The sequence below is a fragment of the Cellulomonas sp. NPDC058312 genome (assembly GCF_042880135.1).
Classification (GTDB): domain Bacteria; phylum Actinomycetota; class Actinomycetes; order Actinomycetales; family Cellulomonadaceae; genus Cellulomonas.
On sequence record NZ_JBHVZE010000001.1, the window covers coordinates 388,360 to 404,071 of the forward strand.

At 75.5% G+C, this 15,712-nt stretch carries 14 protein-coding genes and 1 tRNA gene; 8 read left to right on the forward strand and 7 right to left on the reverse strand.

What is annotated here, in order from left to right:
• Positions 1–105 precede the first annotated feature (105 nt).
• Positions 106–1,383 carry an NAD(+) diphosphatase gene (gene nudC / locus ACFVXN_RS01800; RefSeq protein ID WP_389226345.1) on the forward strand — a complete coding sequence of 426 codons (1,278 nt, stop codon included), beginning with the start codon at positions 106–108 and terminating at the stop codon, positions 1,381–1,383.
• A 90-nt stretch (positions 1,384–1,473) separates the two neighbouring features.
• Here nudC and ACFVXN_RS01805 read toward each other — a convergent pair whose 3' ends face one another.
• Complete coding sequence (locus tag ACFVXN_RS01805) at positions 1,474–1,740, reverse strand: mycoredoxin (RefSeq protein WP_389226347.1); 267 nt, start codon at positions 1,738–1,740, stop codon at positions 1,474–1,476.
• Between the two features lie 158 nt (positions 1,741–1,898).
• Between ACFVXN_RS01805 and ACFVXN_RS01810 the strand changes: the two genes are divergently transcribed.
• The 3 genes from ACFVXN_RS01810 (at position 1,899) to ACFVXN_RS01820 (ending at position 4,770) form a co-directional block, all read left to right on the forward strand.
• A complete protein-coding gene (locus tag ACFVXN_RS01810) occupies positions 1,899–3,971 on the forward strand; it encodes an ATP-dependent helicase (RefSeq protein ID WP_389226349.1) in 2,073 nt (690 codons plus the stop codon).
• A 107-nt stretch (positions 3,972–4,078) separates the two neighbouring features.
• On the forward strand, positions 4,079–4,288 hold the full coding sequence (locus tag ACFVXN_RS01815) for a hypothetical protein (RefSeq protein WP_389226351.1): 210 nt from the start codon (positions 4,079–4,081) through the stop codon (positions 4,286–4,288).
• Positions 4,289–4,422: 134 nt separating this feature from the next.
• On the forward strand, positions 4,423–4,770 hold the full coding sequence (locus ACFVXN_RS01820; RefSeq protein ID WP_389226353.1) for a WhiB family transcriptional regulator: 348 nt from the start codon (positions 4,423–4,425) through the stop codon (positions 4,768–4,770).
• Between the two features lie 36 nt (positions 4,771–4,806).
• Here ACFVXN_RS01820 and ACFVXN_RS01825 read toward each other — a convergent pair whose 3' ends face one another.
• Positions 4,807–5,808: a ThiF family adenylyltransferase gene (locus tag ACFVXN_RS01825; RefSeq protein ID WP_389226356.1), complete on the reverse strand. Its 1,002-nt coding sequence runs from the start codon at positions 5,806–5,808 to the stop codon at positions 4,807–4,809.
• A gap of 85 nt (positions 5,809–5,893) precedes the next feature.
• On the reverse strand, positions 5,894–6,052 hold the full coding sequence (locus ACFVXN_RS01830) for a DUF5679 domain-containing protein (RefSeq protein ID WP_389226359.1): 159 nt from the start codon (positions 6,050–6,052) through the stop codon (positions 5,894–5,896).
• A 292-nt stretch (positions 6,053–6,344) separates the two neighbouring features.
• On the opposite strand from ACFVXN_RS01830, the gene ACFVXN_RS01835 reads away from it, so the two are divergent.
• Positions 6,345–6,902, forward strand: a complete 558-nt coding sequence (locus ACFVXN_RS01835; RefSeq protein WP_389227827.1) for a YgjP-like metallopeptidase domain-containing protein — start codon at positions 6,345–6,347, stop codon at positions 6,900–6,902.
• A gap of 7 nt (positions 6,903–6,909) precedes the next feature.
• On the opposite strand, the gene ACFVXN_RS01840 is transcribed toward ACFVXN_RS01835, so the two are convergent.
• Entirely contained in the window at positions 6,910–8,328 is a 1,419-nt protein-coding gene (locus ACFVXN_RS01840) for a zinc-dependent metalloprotease (protein ID WP_389226362.1), read from the reverse strand.
• 125 nt (positions 8,329–8,453) lie between these two features.
• On the opposite strand from ACFVXN_RS01840, the gene ACFVXN_RS01845 reads away from it, so the two are divergent.
• Positions 8,454–9,581: a PDZ domain-containing protein gene (locus ACFVXN_RS01845; RefSeq protein WP_389226365.1), complete on the forward strand. Its 1,128-nt coding sequence runs from the start codon at positions 8,454–8,456 to the stop codon at positions 9,579–9,581.
• A gap of 10 nt (positions 9,582–9,591) precedes the next feature.
• On the opposite strand, the gene ACFVXN_RS01850 is transcribed toward ACFVXN_RS01845, so the two are convergent.
• On the reverse strand, positions 9,592–10,212 hold the full coding sequence (locus ACFVXN_RS01850; RefSeq protein ID WP_389226368.1) for a PPA1309 family protein: 621 nt from the start codon (positions 10,210–10,212) through the stop codon (positions 9,592–9,594).
• Positions 10,213–10,350: 138 nt separating this feature from the next.
• Here ACFVXN_RS01850 and ACFVXN_RS01855 point away from each other — a divergent pair, with 138 nt between their 5' ends.
• A complete protein-coding gene (locus ACFVXN_RS01855; RefSeq protein ID WP_389226371.1) occupies positions 10,351–13,374 on the forward strand; it encodes a UPF0182 family protein in 3,024 nt (1,007 codons plus the stop codon).
• Between the two features lie 101 nt (positions 13,375–13,475).
• A tRNA-Met gene (locus ACFVXN_RS01860) sits at positions 13,476–13,549 on the forward strand.
• 90 nt (positions 13,550–13,639) lie between these two features.
• Here ACFVXN_RS01860 and ACFVXN_RS01865 read toward each other — a convergent pair.
• Together ACFVXN_RS01865 and ACFVXN_RS01870 are read right to left on the reverse strand one after the other, a co-directional pair.
• The gene (locus tag ACFVXN_RS01865; RefSeq protein ID WP_389226373.1) at positions 13,640–15,283 is read right to left on the reverse strand and encodes a SulP family inorganic anion transporter; all 1,644 of its coding nucleotides are present in this window, start codon (positions 15,281–15,283) and stop codon (positions 13,640–13,642) included.
• A partial coding sequence (locus tag ACFVXN_RS01870) for an ArsR/SmtB family transcription factor (RefSeq protein WP_389226376.1) occupies positions 15,280–15,712 on the reverse strand: 433 nt, incomplete at its 5' end. The genes ACFVXN_RS01865 and ACFVXN_RS01870, both read right to left, overlap by 4 nt.

Sequence of the window (15,712 nt, forward strand, 5' to 3'; positions counted from 1 at the left end):
GGTAGGCCGGACGGGCCGCGACGGCGGCCCGCACGCACCCCGGCGTGTCCGTCCCGACGGGCGGCGGCGCCTGCGACCCGGCGCCGCGACGCGTACGGTGGCGACGTGTTCGCCTCCGACCTCCCCCTGTCGCGGACGGTCACGGACCGGGCCGCGGACCGCCGCGGCGACGAGGGCCTGCTGACCGCGCTGATCGACGACGACTCGACCCGCGTGCTGCTCGTCTCCGGCGGGCGGGTCGTCACCCGTCACCGCGGCCGGCGCCGGACGCTCGCCCTGTACTCCCCGCAGGAGGCCGCCCTGCGCGCCCCGACGGGCTCGCTCGAGGACCGCTGGGCGTTCCTCGGCTACGACGACGCCGACCAGGTCCCCGGGGCGGCACCCGGCGAGCCCCGGCCCGACGGACCCGCCTACCTCGCGCACCACGTGCCCGAGGACGGGACCGCCGCGCTGCCCCCGGGGCACGTGTGGACGGCCCTGCGCGAGGTCGGGTCGGAGCTGTCCGCCCGCGACGCCGGGCTCGCGACCGCGGCGGTGGCGCTCTACGAGTGGCACGTCCGGCACCCGCGCTGCCCGCGCTGCGGCGAGGCGACGCTGCCCGTGCAGGGCGGCTGGGTCCGCCGGTGCCCCGCCGACGGCAGCGACCACTACCCGCGCACCGACCCGGCGGTCATCATGGCCGTCGTCGACGACGAGGACCGGCTGCTGCTGGCCAGCTCGACGGCGTGGCCGGAGCACCGGTTCTCGACCCTGGCGGGCTTCGTCGAGCCGGGCGAGTCCGTCGAGCACGCGATCCGCCGCGAGGTGCGCGAGGAGTCGGCGGTCGTCGTCGGCGACGTCGAGTACCGGGGGAGCCAGCCGTGGCCGTTCCCCGCGTCGCTCATGCTGGGCTTCCGGGCGAAGGCGCTCACCACCGACATCACCGTGGACGGCGACGAGCTGCGCGCGGCCCGCTGGTTCGACCGCGACACCCTGCGCGCCGAGGTCGCCGCGGGGACCGTCGCGCTGCCGCCGGGCACGTCCATCGCCCGCGCGCTGATCGAGGACTGGTTCGGTGGCGAGCTGCCCGCGGGCCCTGCGGGCGGGGACCGCTGGTCGGCCGGGACGGCGCCGGCGGACGCGCCGGGCGCCGCGGGCACCCCCGCCCCGGCCCCGGCCCCGGCACCGACCACCGCAGCCGCCGCGCCGACGAGCCGCCGCCGCCGCGACCGCGCGCCCGCCGACGAGCCCCGTGTCGACGAGCCCCGTGTCGACGAGCCCACGGCCGACGCCACCCCCGCCGCCGAGCCCACGGGCCCGCGACCGGGCGGGCGCCGTCAGCGCCGCCGCGCCGCCACCCCGCCCACCGACGCGACGCCCCCGCCGGACAGCGCGACCCCCTGACCCCCTGACGCGTGGCGAACGCGCCCGCACACGACGAGCGCGCCCCCGCGAGGAGGCGCGCTCGTCGTCCCGGTGCGGGCAGGCGCCGGGTCAGGCGCCGAGGCGCTCGCGGACCTGCACGAGGGACGGGTTCGTCGCGGCGGTGCCGTCCGGGAACAGCACCGTAGGCACGGTCTGGTTGCCGCCGTTGACCTGCTCGACGTAGGCGGCCGCCTCGGGCTGCTGCTCGATGTCGACCTCCGTGTACGCGATGCCCGCGGAGTCGAGCTGGGTCTTCAGGCGCCGGCAGTAGCCGCACCAGGGGGTCGAGTACATCGTGATCGTGCCCGCGGCGGGCAGGTCCTGCGTGGTGGTCATCGTCTGCCTTCGTGGTGAGGGTGCGCGTGCGGTCGTGCACCGGGTGAACGCCGGGCGCCCGCAGGATCATCCCCGACGGTGCGCCGTCGGTCACACCCGCCACCCGGGCCTGGGGACGAGGGGCCCGGTGTCGGCGGGAGGTGCGAGGATCGTCCGCGATGTCTGCCGACGACCTGCTCGACGCCCTCGACCCCGACCAGCGCGACGTGGCGCGCGCGCTCACCGGCCCGGTCTGCGTGCTGGCGGGCGCGGGGACCGGCAAGACGCGCGCGATCACGCACCGGATCGCGTACGGGGTGCGGACCGGGGTGTACGCACCGGCCAGCGTCCTGGCGGTGACGTTCACCGCGCGCGCCGCGGGGGAGATGCGGACCCGGCTGCGCGACCTCGGGGTCGCGGGCGTCCAGGCGCGGACGTTCCACTCCGCGGCGCTGCGGCAGCTGCGGTACTTCTGGCCGAAGGTCGTCGGCGGCCCGGTGCCGGAGGTGCTGGCGCAGAAGGCCCCGGTGGTCGCGGACGCGTGCCACCGGCTCGGGCTGTCGGTCGACCGCGTGTCCGTGCGCGACCTCGCCTCGGAGATCGAGTGGGCGAAGGTCTCCCGGATCACCTCGGAGGACTACGTGCGCGCCGCGGTCGCGGCGGACCGGCCGGCCCCGGCGGGGCACGACCACCAGGTCGTCGCCCGGCTCATCACCGCGTACGAGGACGCCAAGGACGCGCGCGGCGTGATGGACATGGAGGACATCCTCTGGCTGCTGTCCGGGATGCTCGTGGAGAACCGGCTGGTCGCGGACGAGATCCGGCACCAGTACCGGCGGTTCGTCGTCGACGAGTACCAGGACATCTCCCCGCTGCAGAAGTTCCTGCTGGACCAGTGGCTGGGCGGCCGGGACGAGCTGTGCGTCGTCGGCGACCCGAGCCAGACGATCTACTCGTTCGCGGGTGCGACGCCGCACTACCTCACCCGGTTCACCGCCGAGCACCCGCAGGCCCAGGTCGTCCGCCTGGTGCGCGACTACCGGTCGACGCCGCAGGTGGTGGGTCTCGCGAACGAGGTCCTGCGCCGGGCGCCGCGCGGGTCGGCCCGGTGGGAGCCGCTCGAGCTGATCGCGCAGCGGCCCTCGGGCGGCCCGGTGCGGTTCGCCGTGTACGACGACGACGAGGCCGAGGCGGCGGGGATCGCCACCCGGATCGGCCGCCTGGTCGCGGCGGGCACCCGACCCAGCGAGATCGCGGTGCTGTACCGGACCAACTCCCAGTCCGAGGCGTTCGAGCAGGCGCTCGCGAACGTCGGCATCGGTTACGTGCTGCGCGGCGGGGAGCGGTTCTTCGCGCGCAAGGAGGTCCGCGAGGCGATCGTGCGGCTGCGTGGTGCGGCGGTCGCGGCGGACGCCGACACCCCGATGCCGGAGACCGTCCGCGACGCCCTGCGCTCGGCGGGATGGACCGACGCGCCGCCCGCGGCCCGGGGTGCCGCCCGTGAGCGGTGGGACACGATCAACGCGCTCGTCGCGCTCGCCGACGACCTGGCCGCCGCGGCCGAGCGCGCGGGCACCGTCGCGACGACGGCCGACCTCATCGCGGACCTCGACGAGCGCGCCGCCGCCCAGCACGCGCCGACCGTCGAGGGCGTGACGCTCGCGTCGCTGCACGCGGCCAAGGGCCTGGAGTGGGACGCGGTGTTCCTGGCGGGGCTGAGCGACGGGCTGGTCCCGTGGGGGTCCGCCGACACCGCGGCCGACCTCGCGGAGGAGCGTCGGCTGCTGTACGTCGGGATCACCCGCGCGCGGGTGCACCTCGAGCTGTCCTACGGCCGGTCGCGCACGCCGGGCGGCCGCGCGAGCCGGCGGCGCTCGCGGTTCCTCGACGGCCTGTGGCCGCAGGAGGGACGCGCGCGGTTCGGCGAGGGCCGGGCGCCGGCGGTGCCACGCCTGACGGGGGAGCTCGACGCGGAGCTGCTGGCCGCGCTGCACGTGTGGCGCGCGGACCTCGCCCGGGCGACCGCGAAGCCGACCTACACGGTGCTCGGCGACGCGACGCTCGCCGCCATCGCGGAGCTGAAGCCCGCGTCGGTGCCCGAGCTCGCCCGGGTGCAGGGCATCGGGCCGGCGAAGATCGACCGGTACGGTCCCGACCTGCTGGCGATCGTGGCGGGTCGGCGGCCGTCGGCGGGGCCCGGCGGCGGCCCAGGGGGCGACGTGGCAGAAGTTCGTCGGAAGTTCGTCGGTTAATTCGGTTGTGCGGCCCGCCCGGGCCCCTCTACGGTGAACGAGTCCTGATGGAAGGTCGTGCTGCGCCAGGCGCAGCGGGGCCCGAGAGCGTGAGGAGGTGGAGTGCTGTGAAGAACATGAAGAACGCGTACGGCGCTGTGGCGCTGCCGTTCCACGCACCCACCTTCGGCTCCGTCCAGGGCACCGCTCTGTCCGGCGTCGGCCGGTCCACGGGCACTGCCCTCGGCTTCGGCGGCGTGCGCGGCACGGCTGCCCGCCTGCGTGCTCGCGATCTCGCGATCGCCCCCGACTCCGTCCCAGGAGGTCCGGTCATCTGAGTCGATGACCGACCGACCTGGCCGCGGAGTCCACCGGATTCCGCGGCTTTCGTCTTTCCCGACCTGATGGCGGGGAGAGCCGGCAGCGGATCCACCGCTCCCACGCTCAACCCGCAAGTCATCAGGAGGACATCGTGCGGCTCACGACGCTGCTCGACACGGTCAACCAGGGCGGATCCGGACCCTGGCCCCCTGCCGAGGCCGCCACCGTCGCCGACGCGCAGTTCGACGCGCTCGTCGCCGGCATGATCCCGTGCCGGTCCAACGACCCCGAGCTCTGGTTCGCCGAGCGCACCGCCGACGTCGAGCAGGCCAAGGCGCTGTGCCGGACCTGCCCGCTGCTCGAGGGGTGCCTCGCCGGCGCCGTCGAGCGCGAGGAGCCGTGGGGCGTCTGGGGCGGCGAGGTGTTCGTCGGCGGTCAGGTCGTCGCGGTCAAGCGCGGTCGCGGCCGGCCCCGCAAGGACGCCAGCCCGGCGGCCTGACCGGCACCACACCGACCGGCACGGCACCGGCCGTCGTCACACCAGGGCGGCGCACCCGCACTCCGGGTGCGCCGCCCAGACCCGTCGCCGGGGGACCGCGTCGGGCACGGGGACCTCGTACTGCGCGCCCACGGTCCGCGGCCGGTCGCCGTCGAGGTGGGCGAGGACCTCGGCCGCCGCGAGCCCCGCGGCGACGGCGGCGACCGCCGCGGTCGGACCGGTGGCCGGCGGGCGGTGCGGCGCCGTGAGCTGGGCCAGCACCGTCGGCCACGCCGGGTCCGCCGCCGCGCGGTGCAGGTCCAGGCACCGCAGGCACGGCGCGGGCGGCCGGGTCTGCGCGGGTCCGGGCACCGGCGGCGCCACGAACGGCCCGACCACGCAGTCTGCCTCGCGGCTCACCACCGGCAGGTGCGGCACGTCGGCCGCGACGAGCGCCAGTGCCGCGACGGGGTCGACCGCGTCGGTCGCCGCGGTGACGACGACGTCCGGCGCCCGGCCACCCTGCTCGCGCCGGACGCGGACCCGTGGCGCGGCCCGTGCGAGCGCGTCCGCCGCGGCGTGGGCGCGCGGTCGCCCGACGTCGTCCGCGGTCAGCCCGCCGCACACGTCCTCCGGGCGCACGGGGCGGTCGTCGTCCAGGTGCAGGCAGCCGACGCCCGAGGCTGCGAGGGTCACCGCGACACCGAGACCGACCCGGTCCAGCCCGGCGACCGAGACCACCGCGGCGCTGCGCCGGCGCAGCGCCGCGACGACGTCCCCGTCCGCGCGGGCGAGCCCGTGGCCGACCACCTCGGGGGCGAGCGCCGGGACGACGAGCCGGCTGGGCCGGGTCGGGGCGCGCAGCAGCCCGGCGACGCCGAGCCGGACGAGCACGACGCCGGGTAGCCGCCCGTCCAGCGCCCGGCCGCCGGGGGCCAGCAGCGCGTCGACCTGCTCCGGCGCGAGGCCCGTCACGCGGACCGCCCAGCGCGGGTCGGTGCCGACCTGCACCTCGTCGTGCGCGCGCCGCAGGACCCGCAGACCTGGTCTGAGCTGCACGGCGACCTCCTTCCCCGTCCGGACCCGCACCACCACGGTGGCACGGGCGGACGGCCCGGAGGCCGTCGTCCACAGGTCGGGTTCGTCAGGCCTTGCCGAGGATCCGGTTCAGCCGGGTGCCGCACACGGGGCACACGGCCTTGGCCATCCGGCGGCCGGACTCGGAGACCACGACCTCGCCCTCCGACTGGCGCTTCTCCTTGCACTTCACGCAGTAGAACTCGCCGGCGTAGGTCTCGGCCATCGGTGTCTCCTCAGCTGGTGCGCGGGACGCGCCGGAGCCGGCGCCCGCCCAGTATCCACGCCGGGGACGCCCAGGGGAGGGCGTTCGAGGAGGGGGTTCGGGGAGCGCGCCCCGGGGTGCCCGCCGACGGGGCTGCGGGGTCCGGACCCGCTCGCCACGCGGGACGTCGCCCGGAACCCGGCCCGGAACCGCTAGCGTGCCTGTCGTGCAGCCGTCGACGGAGCACGGGACCAGCGCGCCGGGCGACCCGGCGCGCTCGACGCTGCCCGCGTCCGCGCCCGACCCGGGCCCCGTGGAGGTCCGCCGCTCACGTCGCCGGTCCCGGACCGTGACCGCGTACCGGGAGGCCGGCAAGACGATCGTCGCGATCCCCGCCGGGTTCACCCGCGCGCAGGAGCGCGAGTGGGTCCGGCGGATGCTCGACCGCCTCGCCACCCAGGAGCAGCGGCGCCGCCCCTCGGACGACCAGCTGGTGCGCCGCGCCGCCGAGCTGTCCTCGCGCTACCTCGGCGGGCGTGCCGTCCCGTCGAGCGTGCGGTGGTCCGCCAACCAGGGCCGCCGGTGGGGGTCGTGCACGGTCGGCGACGGGAGCATCCGGATCTCCGACCGGTTGCGCGGCATGCCGTCCTGGGTGACCGACTACGTCCTGCTGCACGAGCTCACCCACCTGCTGCACGCGGGGCACGGCCCGGAGTTCTGGGCCGAGCTCGAGGCGTACCCCCGGACCGAGCGGGCCCGCGGGTTCCTCGAGGGCTACGCGTTCGCCGAGCGCGCCCCGGACGAGCCGGGCGCCCTGGACGGACCGGACGCCGCCGACGAGGGTCCGCCGGCGGCGTCCGAGGCGGACTGAGCCCCGGTCAGCGCTGCTCGGTCGGCCCCTCGGGCTCTCCGGTGCCGTCGTCCTCGCCCAGGATCTCCGCCAGCGCCTTGTCGAGGTCGGCGTGCTCGCCCTCGGCCTCGGCCCGGCGCGTGCCGTAGCCCGCGGGGTCGTCCAGGTCCTCGGCGGTCGGCATCAGGTCGGGGTGGTCCCAGACGGCGTCGCGGGCCTCGGGGCCCTGCTCGCGGGCGATCCGCGCCCACAGCGCCGCGGCGTCGCGCGACCGGCGCGGCCGCAGCTCCAGGCCGACCAGCGTCGCGAACGTCTGCTCGGCGGGGCCACCGGCCGCGCGGCGCCGGCGGATCATCTCGCGCAGCGCGACGGCGTGCGGCAGGTGGGGGAGCGCGGCGGTCGCGGTGACCTCGTCGACCCAGCCCTCGACGAGGGCGAGCGACGTCTCCAGCCGACCGAGGACGGCCTGCTGCTCGGGGGTGGTCTGCGGGGCGAACACGCCGGACGACAGGGCGCCCTGGAGCGCGGCGGGGTCGGTCGGGTCGATGGACCGGACGGACTCCTCCAGGCTCTCGACGTCGATGGTGATGCCGCGGGCGTAGGCGTCGACGGCGGTCAGCAGGTGACCGCGCAGCCAGGTGACGTGCGTGAAGAGCCGGGCGTGCGCGGCCTCGCGCAGCGCGAGGAACAGCCGGACCTCGTCGAGCGGCACGTCCAGGCCCTCGGCGAACTCCGCCACGTTGCCGGGCACGAGCGCGGTCGCGGGGTCGGCGACCAGCGGCAGGCCGACGTCGGTCAGGCCGAACACCTCGCGGGACAGCGAGCCGGCGGCCTGCCCGACCTGCATCCCGAACACGAGCGCGCCGAGCTGGCGCATCATCGCGGCCGGGTCGACGGCGCCGCCCGCGAGCCCCGCGGGCAGGCCGCCGCCCTCGGGCAGCTGGTCGGCGAGCGTCGAGGCGAGGGCGTTCGACATCGACGTGGCGACGGGCTCGGTCAGCGTCCGCCACGTCGGCAGCGTCTGCTCGACCCACTCCGAGCGGGACAGCGCGCGCACGTGGCCGCCGGCCGGCGGGAGGTCGGTCGCGGCGTCCAGCCACAGCTCGGCGACGCCCAGCGCCTCGGTCGCCTGGCGGACCTGCGCGGGGCTGAGCACCGGGTCGCCGCCGGTCACCGCGGCCTGCCGGGCGATGTCGTGCGCGACGTCCCAGTTCACCGGGCCGTCGCCGCTGCCGGACAGCATCCGCTGCACCTGGGCGACGACCTGCTGGAGCACGGCCGGGTCGTCGGGCAGCCCGGACGCCTTCGCCATCTCGGCCGGGTCGAGGCCCTGGGCGCGCATCTGCGCGATGGCCTCGTCCGCGCCGGGGCCGAACATCTGGCGCAGCATCTGCTCCCAGGCGGAGCCGCCGGTCGGCTCGGGCTGGCGGGGGTCGTCGGTGCTCATCGGTGCTCCCGGGGCTCGTCGAGGTGCCACCGTAACCACACCGGATGTGCGTCGCGGCTGCCCGCACCCCGCGGTTCGCTGAGGGCGCACGCCGGGTGCACACCTGCGTGCGGCATGATCGTCCGGTGCCTGCCGAGCCCGACCAGCCCGAGTCCCTCCCGGACGCCCCCGCCGCACCCGAGCCCCGGGCGACCGAGCCCGTCTCCCGGCGCGCGGCGCTGCTGACCGTCGGGATGCTGACGACCGCCGCGCTGCTCGTCGTGCTGCTGCTCATGCCGGTGCCGTACGCGGTGAACTCGCCCGGGCCCACGCTGGACACCCTGGGCTCGCACGACGACACCGCCCTCATCACGATCGAGGGCGCGGAGACGTTCGACTCCACCGGCGAGCTGCGGCTCACCACCGTGTCGAGCACCGGCGGACCCGGCTACCCGGCGAGCGTGCTCGGCGTCCTGGTCGGCTGGGTCGCCCCCGACCGGCTGGTGCTCCCCGTCGAGACGGTGTTCCCCCAGGACGCCACGCAGGAGCAGCTCGACCAGCAGAACGAGGCCCAGATGGTGTCCTCGCAGGAGAACGCGGCGGTCGCGGCGCTCGAGGAGCTCGGCTACCCGGTGCCCGTCACACTGACCGTGCACGACGCGGTCGAGGGCAGCGGCGCCGCCGGGGTCGTGCAGCCCGACGACGTGCTGGTGTCGTTCGACGGCACCGCGCTGACGTCCTACGGGCAGCTGATCGACCTGCTCGACGCCACGGAGCCCGGCAGCACGGTCACGCTCGGCGTGCTGCGCGACGGCGCCGAGGTCGACCTCGACGTCGTCACCGCCGCGCGCGAGGACGGCGACGGGAGCCAGCTCGGCGTCTTCATCGACCCGACGTTCGACCCGCCGGTCGACGTGCAGATCCAGATCGACCGGATCGGCGGGTCCAGCGCGGGCACCATGTTCGCGCTCGGGATCATCGACAAGCTCACGCCCGAGGACGAGGCGGCGGGCCAGGTGATCGCCGGCACCGGGACGATGGACCTCAACGGGGCCGTCGGGCCGATCGGCGGCATCCGGCAGAAGATGGCCGGCGCCGTGCGGGACGGTGCCGCGTGGTTCCTCGCGCCCGCGGACAACTGCGACGAGGTCGTCGACCACGTGCCGGACGGCCTGCGGGTCGTGCGGGTCGCGACGCTGCACGAGGCCCGCGAGGCCGTCGAGGCGATCGGCGCGGGCGACGCCGGGGGCCTGCCGACCTGCACCGCGGGCTGACGCGGGTCCGTCAGGCGAACGTCGCCCGCAGCGCCTCGGTCAGGCCGGGGACCACGTCCGCGCCCTGACCGACGGCCTCGTCCGCGTCGGCGGCGCGCTGGCGGACCGCGCACCACGAGGTGCCGTCGCGCAGCACACCGACCGCGAGGCGCACGTCCTGGCGCTGCGGGTGGGCGAGCAGCGCGGCCACGGCGGCCTCGGCGTCGTCGGGCAGGCCCTCCTCGGCCTCCGGCGGCAGCACGATCCGCTCGACGGTGAGCGCAGCGCCGTCGACCCCGTCCGGCCAGGCCATCCCGCCGAGCAGGCCCTCGAGGTCGTCGCTCGCGGGCAGGCCCTCCTGCTCGACCGACGTGAGGTGGTGCGGGTCGGCGGCCGCGGCGGCGAGCACGTCGGGCGGGAGCTGCCCGGCGAGCGCGGGCTCCGCGGCGAGCGCCGCCTGCGTCCTGACCAGGGCGAACACCCGCACGGGGCCGTCCCAGCCGCCGGTGGCGACGTGCCGCTCGATCTCGACGACGGCCTCCGCGAGGGCGGCCTGGGCGGGCGGGACCGCGGGCGCGCCGGGTGCCGTGCCGGGCGCGGCGTCGTCGTCGGTGCGGTCGTCGGGGGCGGGGCTGGCGGGCGTCTGCGTCACGTGCGCCATCCTCCCACCCCGGCGCGGGAACCCCTGCGGGCCCTGACGCGTTGTGACCAGCGTGTGCGCCGGGTGTGAGGATCTGAGCAGCCGCCGCCGCGCGCGTGATCCGTACCCGACGACGAGGACCTCCAGGCCGTGACCTTCGCCAACCCGTCCGCCCAGCAGCCCCGGGGGCCACGCCCGCCCCGGCCCCCCCGAGGAGCGTCCGCCCGTCGGCGCCCCAGCCCGATCGCGATCACCGTCGCGGTGCTCGCCGTCGTCGTGCTGGCGGTGCTGATCCTCGCCCAGCTCTGGACCGAGGTGATGTGGTTCGACCAGCTCGGCTTCTCCGAGGTCCTGTGGACCCAGTGGCTGACCCGCGCCGCGCTGTTCGTCGCGGCGTTCCTGATCATGGGCGGCGCCGTGTTCGCCAGCCTCGCGATCGGGTACCGCAGCCGTCCGGTCTACGCCCCGTCCAACCAGGAGCAGGCCAGCCTGGACGCGTACCGCGAGGCCGTCGAGCCGCTGCGCCGCGTCGTCCTGCTCGCCGGTCCCGCGGTGCTCGGCCTGTTCGCAGGCATCGCCGCGTCGCAGCAGTGGAGCACCGTGCAGCTGTGGCTGCACAGCACCCACGTCGGGGAGGTCGACGCCCAGTACGGCATCGACCTGTCCTTCTACATGTTCGAGCTGCCGGGCATGCGGTTCGTCGTGAGCTTCCTCATGGCCGTGACGGTGCTCGCGGGCATCGCCGGCGTCGCCACCCAGTACCTCTACGGCGGGTTCCGCGTCGGCGGCTCCGCGGGCACCCCGCGGGTGACCAAGGCCGCGCGCGTGCAGCTGTCGGTGACCGGCGCGGTGCTGCTGGTCCTCGTCGCCGCGAACTACTGGCTCGACCAGTACTCGATCCTCACGCAGGAGGGCGACCGGTTCGCCGGCGCCTCGTACACGGACGTCAACGCGGTCATCCCGTCCAAGCAGATCCTCGCGGTCGTCGCGCTGCTGGTCGCGGTCATGTTCGTCATCACCGCGATCCGCGGCACCTGGAAGATCCCGGCCATCGGCGTCGGCGTCATGGTCGTCGGGGCGGTCGTGATCGGCGGCATCTACCCGGCGGTCGTGCAGCGGTTCCAGGTGAACCCGAACCAGCAGGACGCCGAGTCCGAGTTCATCCAGCGCAACATCGACGCGACCCTCGCGGCGTACGGGCTGGAGGACGTGGAGACCTCGCCGTACGACGCGAACGTCACCGCCGAGCCCGGCGCGCTGCGCGAGTACGCGGAGACGACCGCGTCGATCCGCCTGCTCGACCCGCAGGAGGTCTCGAACTCGTTCCGCCAGCTCGAGCAGGTCCGCGGGTTCTACTCCTTCCCCGACACGCTGTCCGTCGACCGGTACGAGATCGAGGGCGAGAGCCGCGACACCGTGATCGCGGTCCGCGAGCTCGACCTCGAGGGCCTCGACGTCCAGCGCCGCAACTGGACCAACGACACCACCGTCTACACGCACGGCTTCGGCGTCGTCGCGGCCTACGGCAACACCACGACGTCGACCGGCGCGCCCGAGTTCTGGCAGGGCGGCATCCCGTCCACCGGCCAGATGGGCGAGTACGAGCCGCGGATCTACTTCGGCCAGAGCTCGCCGAGCTACTCGATCGTCGGCGCCCCCGAGGGTCAGGAGTGGGAGCTCGACTACCCGGACGACGAGTCCGGCGGCGCCGTGAACACCTCGTTCCCGACCGACGAGGTCTCCGCGGGCCCGGCCATCGGGTCGATGTGGAACAAGCTGCTCTACTCGATCAAGTTCGGGTCCGAGCAGATCCTGTTCTCCGACCGCGTCACGTCCGAGTCGCAGATCCTCTACGACCGCGACCCCACGGACCGCGTCCAGAAGGTCGCCCCGTACCTGACGCTCGACGGCCGCGTGTACCCGGCGGTCGTGGACGGCCGTGTGAAGTGGATCGTCGACGGCTACACGACGTCCGACCAGTACCCGTACTCCGCGTCGCAGGCGCTGGAGGAGGCCACGGTCGACTCCCTCACCCTGACCTCGAACACCATCGAGGCGCAGCAGCCCGCCACCGTGAACTACATCCGCAACTCGGTCAAGGCCACGGTCGACGCCTACGACGGCAGCGTCACGCTGTACGCGTGGGACGCCGAGGACCCGGTCCTGCAGTCGTGGAGCAAGGTGTTCGACACCTCGCTGGAGCCGGTCTCCGAGATCAGCGCCGACCTGATGAGCCACATCCGGTACCCCGAGGACCTGTTCAAGGTGCAGCGCACCCTGCTCGGGACCTACCACGTGACCGACCCGGGCCAGTTCTTCTCCGGCAACGACGCGTGGCGGACCCCGAACGACCCGACGGCCGGCGACGCGAACGTCGCGCAGCCGCCGTACTACCTGACGCTGGAGATGCCCTCGCAGGACAGCGCCTCGTTCTCCCTCATGTCGTCCTACGTGCCAGCGGGTGGCAACGCCCGTGACGTGCTGACCGGGTACCTCGCGGTCGACGCGGAAGCGGGGTCGACGGCGGGTGAGCCGGCGGAGGGCTACGGCAAGATCCGGCTGCTGGAGCTGCCACGCGACTCCACGGTCCCCGGGCCCAACCAGATGAACAACAACTTCACCTCCAACCCCGAGGTGTCGAACGAGCTCAACATCCTCGGCCGCGGCGACTCCGAGGTGATCCGCGGCAACCTGCTGACCCTGCCCGTCGGCGGCGGCCTGCTGTACGTCCAGCCGGTCTACGTCCAGGCGTCCAGCGGCACGCAGTTCCCGCTGCTCCAGCGGGTGCTGGTGGCGTTCGGCGACGAGATCGGGTTCGCCAGCACCCTCGACGAGGCGCTGGACCAGGTGTTCGGCGGGGACGACGGGACCGCGGCCGGCGACGCCGGTAACGAGATCGAGCCCCCGGACGCGAGCCAGGGGGAGGGCGACGGCACCGAGCCCGAGCCCAGCCCGTCGGCCGAGCCCACGGACGGCGCCACCGCGCCGGCCACCCCGGGCGACGCGGCGACGCGCCTGTCCACCGCGCTCGACGCGGCGAACCAGGCCATCCAGGACGGTCAGGCCGCGCTCGCCGACGGCGACTTCGCCGCCTACGGCCGGGCCCAGGAGGCGTTGCAGCAGGCGCTGAACGACGCGGTCGCCGCGGACCAGGAGCTCAACCCGGGCTCCTGAGCACGCAGCACGCACGACGGCGGGCCGGCTCCTCGAGGGGAGCCGGCCCGCCGCCGCGATTTGGACCTGACGTCACCCTGGCGTAACGTAGGAGTCACCGACGCGGGGTGGAGCAGCTCGGTAGCTCGCTGGGCTCATAACCCAGAGGTCGCAGGTTCAAATCCTGCCCCCGCTACACAGGCCGATGCAGATCGGTGACGAAGGCCCGGACCACACGGTCCGGGCCTTCGTCGTCGCCGGGGCCGCCGCGGCTCGACCCTCTGCGTCAGCGGACGGAGGTGCCGCGGTTCTCCCGGACCACCGCGCGGGCGCGGGCGACCGCCGACGGGAGGTCGTCGACCAGGTGCGCCTCGTCACGGAGCGCGTCGACCACGCCGACGCGCCGGGCCAGGGCCAGGTGCTGGCGCCGGATGCCCTTCACCACCACGGTCACCCCACGGCGCTCCAGCCCGGTGACGAGCTCCTGCAGCACCTGGGCGCCCGTCGCGTCGAGCACCTGCACCTGGGACAGCCGCAGGATCACCACGTCGACGTCCTGGACCTCCGCGACGCGCTGGAGCACGCGCTCCGCGGCGGCGAAGAACAACGAGCCCTCGATGCGGAACAGCGCGATGTGCGCGTCCCCGGCCTGCGCCGGGCCGGGGATCTCCTCGCGGTGCACCCCGGCGGCCCGGGCGAGGCTGCGCAGGCTGATGACGGCCGCCGCCGCGATGCCGATGCCCACCGCGTAGATCAGGTCGACGCTCACGGTGATGACGGCGGTCAGGACGAACAACCCCGCGGCGGCACGGGTCGCGGTGACCACGGACCGCACGACGCCGGGCGAGACCATGCGCGCCGCCGTGACCATGAGCACCCCCGCGAGCGCGGCCAGGGGGATCCGGTCGACCACGCCCCCGGCGGCGACCACCACGAGCAGCAGGAACACCGCGTGCGTGATCGCGGCCACCCGGGTGCGCGCGCCGGACCGGACGTTGACCGCCGTCCGCGCGATCGCGCCCGTCGCGGGCATGCCGCCGAAGACGCCCGCGGCGATCGTCGCGAGCCCCTGCCCGACCAGCTCGCGATCGCCGTCGTAGGGCCCGGTGTCGGAGTGCGCGGACGCCACCCGTGCGGACAGCAGCGACTCGATGGCCGCCAACGCGGCCACGGTCACCGCGGGGGCCGCGAGCTCCCGCACCGACCCGAGGTCGAGCCCCCGGAGCTCCGGGGCCGGCAGCCCGGCGGGGAGCTCCCCGATGGCGGCGAGCGGCAGGTCGGCGACCACCGCGACCACCGTCACCAGCACGATCGCGACGATCGAGCCGGGCAGGGCCCGGTGGACGCGCGGCGCGAGCACCATGACGACGGCCACCGCGGCGACGGTCGCGAGCGACCACGCGGCGTCCGGCCACCGGACCTCCCCGAGGACCTGAGCCGCCGCGACCGCGGCGTTGGCGTCGTGGCCCGCGGCGGCGACCCCCAGGGCGGCGGGGGCCTGCTGCAGGAAGATGATCACGGCGATGCCCACGGTGAAGCCCTCGATCACCGGCCACGGGATCAGCCCCACCGCGCGGCCGAGCCGCAGCACCCCGGCGAGCACGACGAGACCCCCGGCGAGGAGGCACACCACCCCGAGCGCCCCGGCGCCGCGCGTCGCGACGATCGGTCCCAGGACCACCACCATCGCGCCGGTCGGCCCGGAGACCTGCACGTTCGACCCGCCGAACACCGCGGCGACCAGGCCCGCGACCACGGCGGTCACCAGCCCGGCTGCGGCGCCCGCCCCGGAGCTCACGCCGAAGGCGAGCGCGAGCGGCAGGGCCACCACGCCGACCGTGAGCCCCGCGACGAGGTCCCCGCGCCAGGACGCGCGCAGCCCCGCGTAGTCCTGGGGCGAGGGCAGCAGGGCGCGCAGCCGGCCGCTCACCGCGGGCCCGCGCCCGCGGTGACGCCGGGGGCCTCGTGCTCCGCGAGCTGTTCCTGCGTGGTCCGCAGGATGTCGTTCAGCAGGGCGCGGGCGACGCGCAGCAGCTCGGCGACGTGGGGCGACGCGAGGCTGTAGACCACGGTGCTGGCTCGACGCTCCGAGCGCACGAGCTGGTAGCGCCGCAGCACGCCGAGGTGCTGCGAGAGGTGCGAGGCCTCGAGGCCGGTCTCCGCGATCAGCGTGGCGACCGGCACCTCGTCGTCCGCGGCGAGGAGCTCGAGGACGCGGATCCGCACCGGGTGCGCGAGGCCCTTGAACAGGTTCGCCTTGATCTCGTACAGCGGGCGGGAGTCCATCGCGACCTTCGTGGTTGACGAGTTGATGGATCCATCATAAGCCGGGGTCGACGGGGTCGACGGGGTCGACGGG

Excerpts from the sequence above, each read along its gene's own strand:
- ACFVXN_RS01805 (WP_389226347.1), bottom strand. The coding sequence starts at position 1,740 with ATGACCACCACGCAGGACCTGCCCGCCGCGGGCACGATCACGATGTAC.
- ACFVXN_RS01810 (WP_389226349.1), top strand. The coding sequence starts at position 1,899 with ATGTCTGCCGACGACCTGCTCGACGCCCTCGACCCCGACCAGCGCGAC.
- ACFVXN_RS01830 (WP_389226359.1), bottom strand. The coding sequence starts at position 6,052 with ATGGCCGAGACCTACGCCGGCGAGTTCTACTGCGTGAAGTGCAAGGAG.
- ACFVXN_RS01840 (WP_389226362.1), bottom strand. The coding sequence starts at position 8,328 with ATGAGCACCGACGACCCCCGCCAGCCCGAGCCGACCGGCGGCTCCGCC.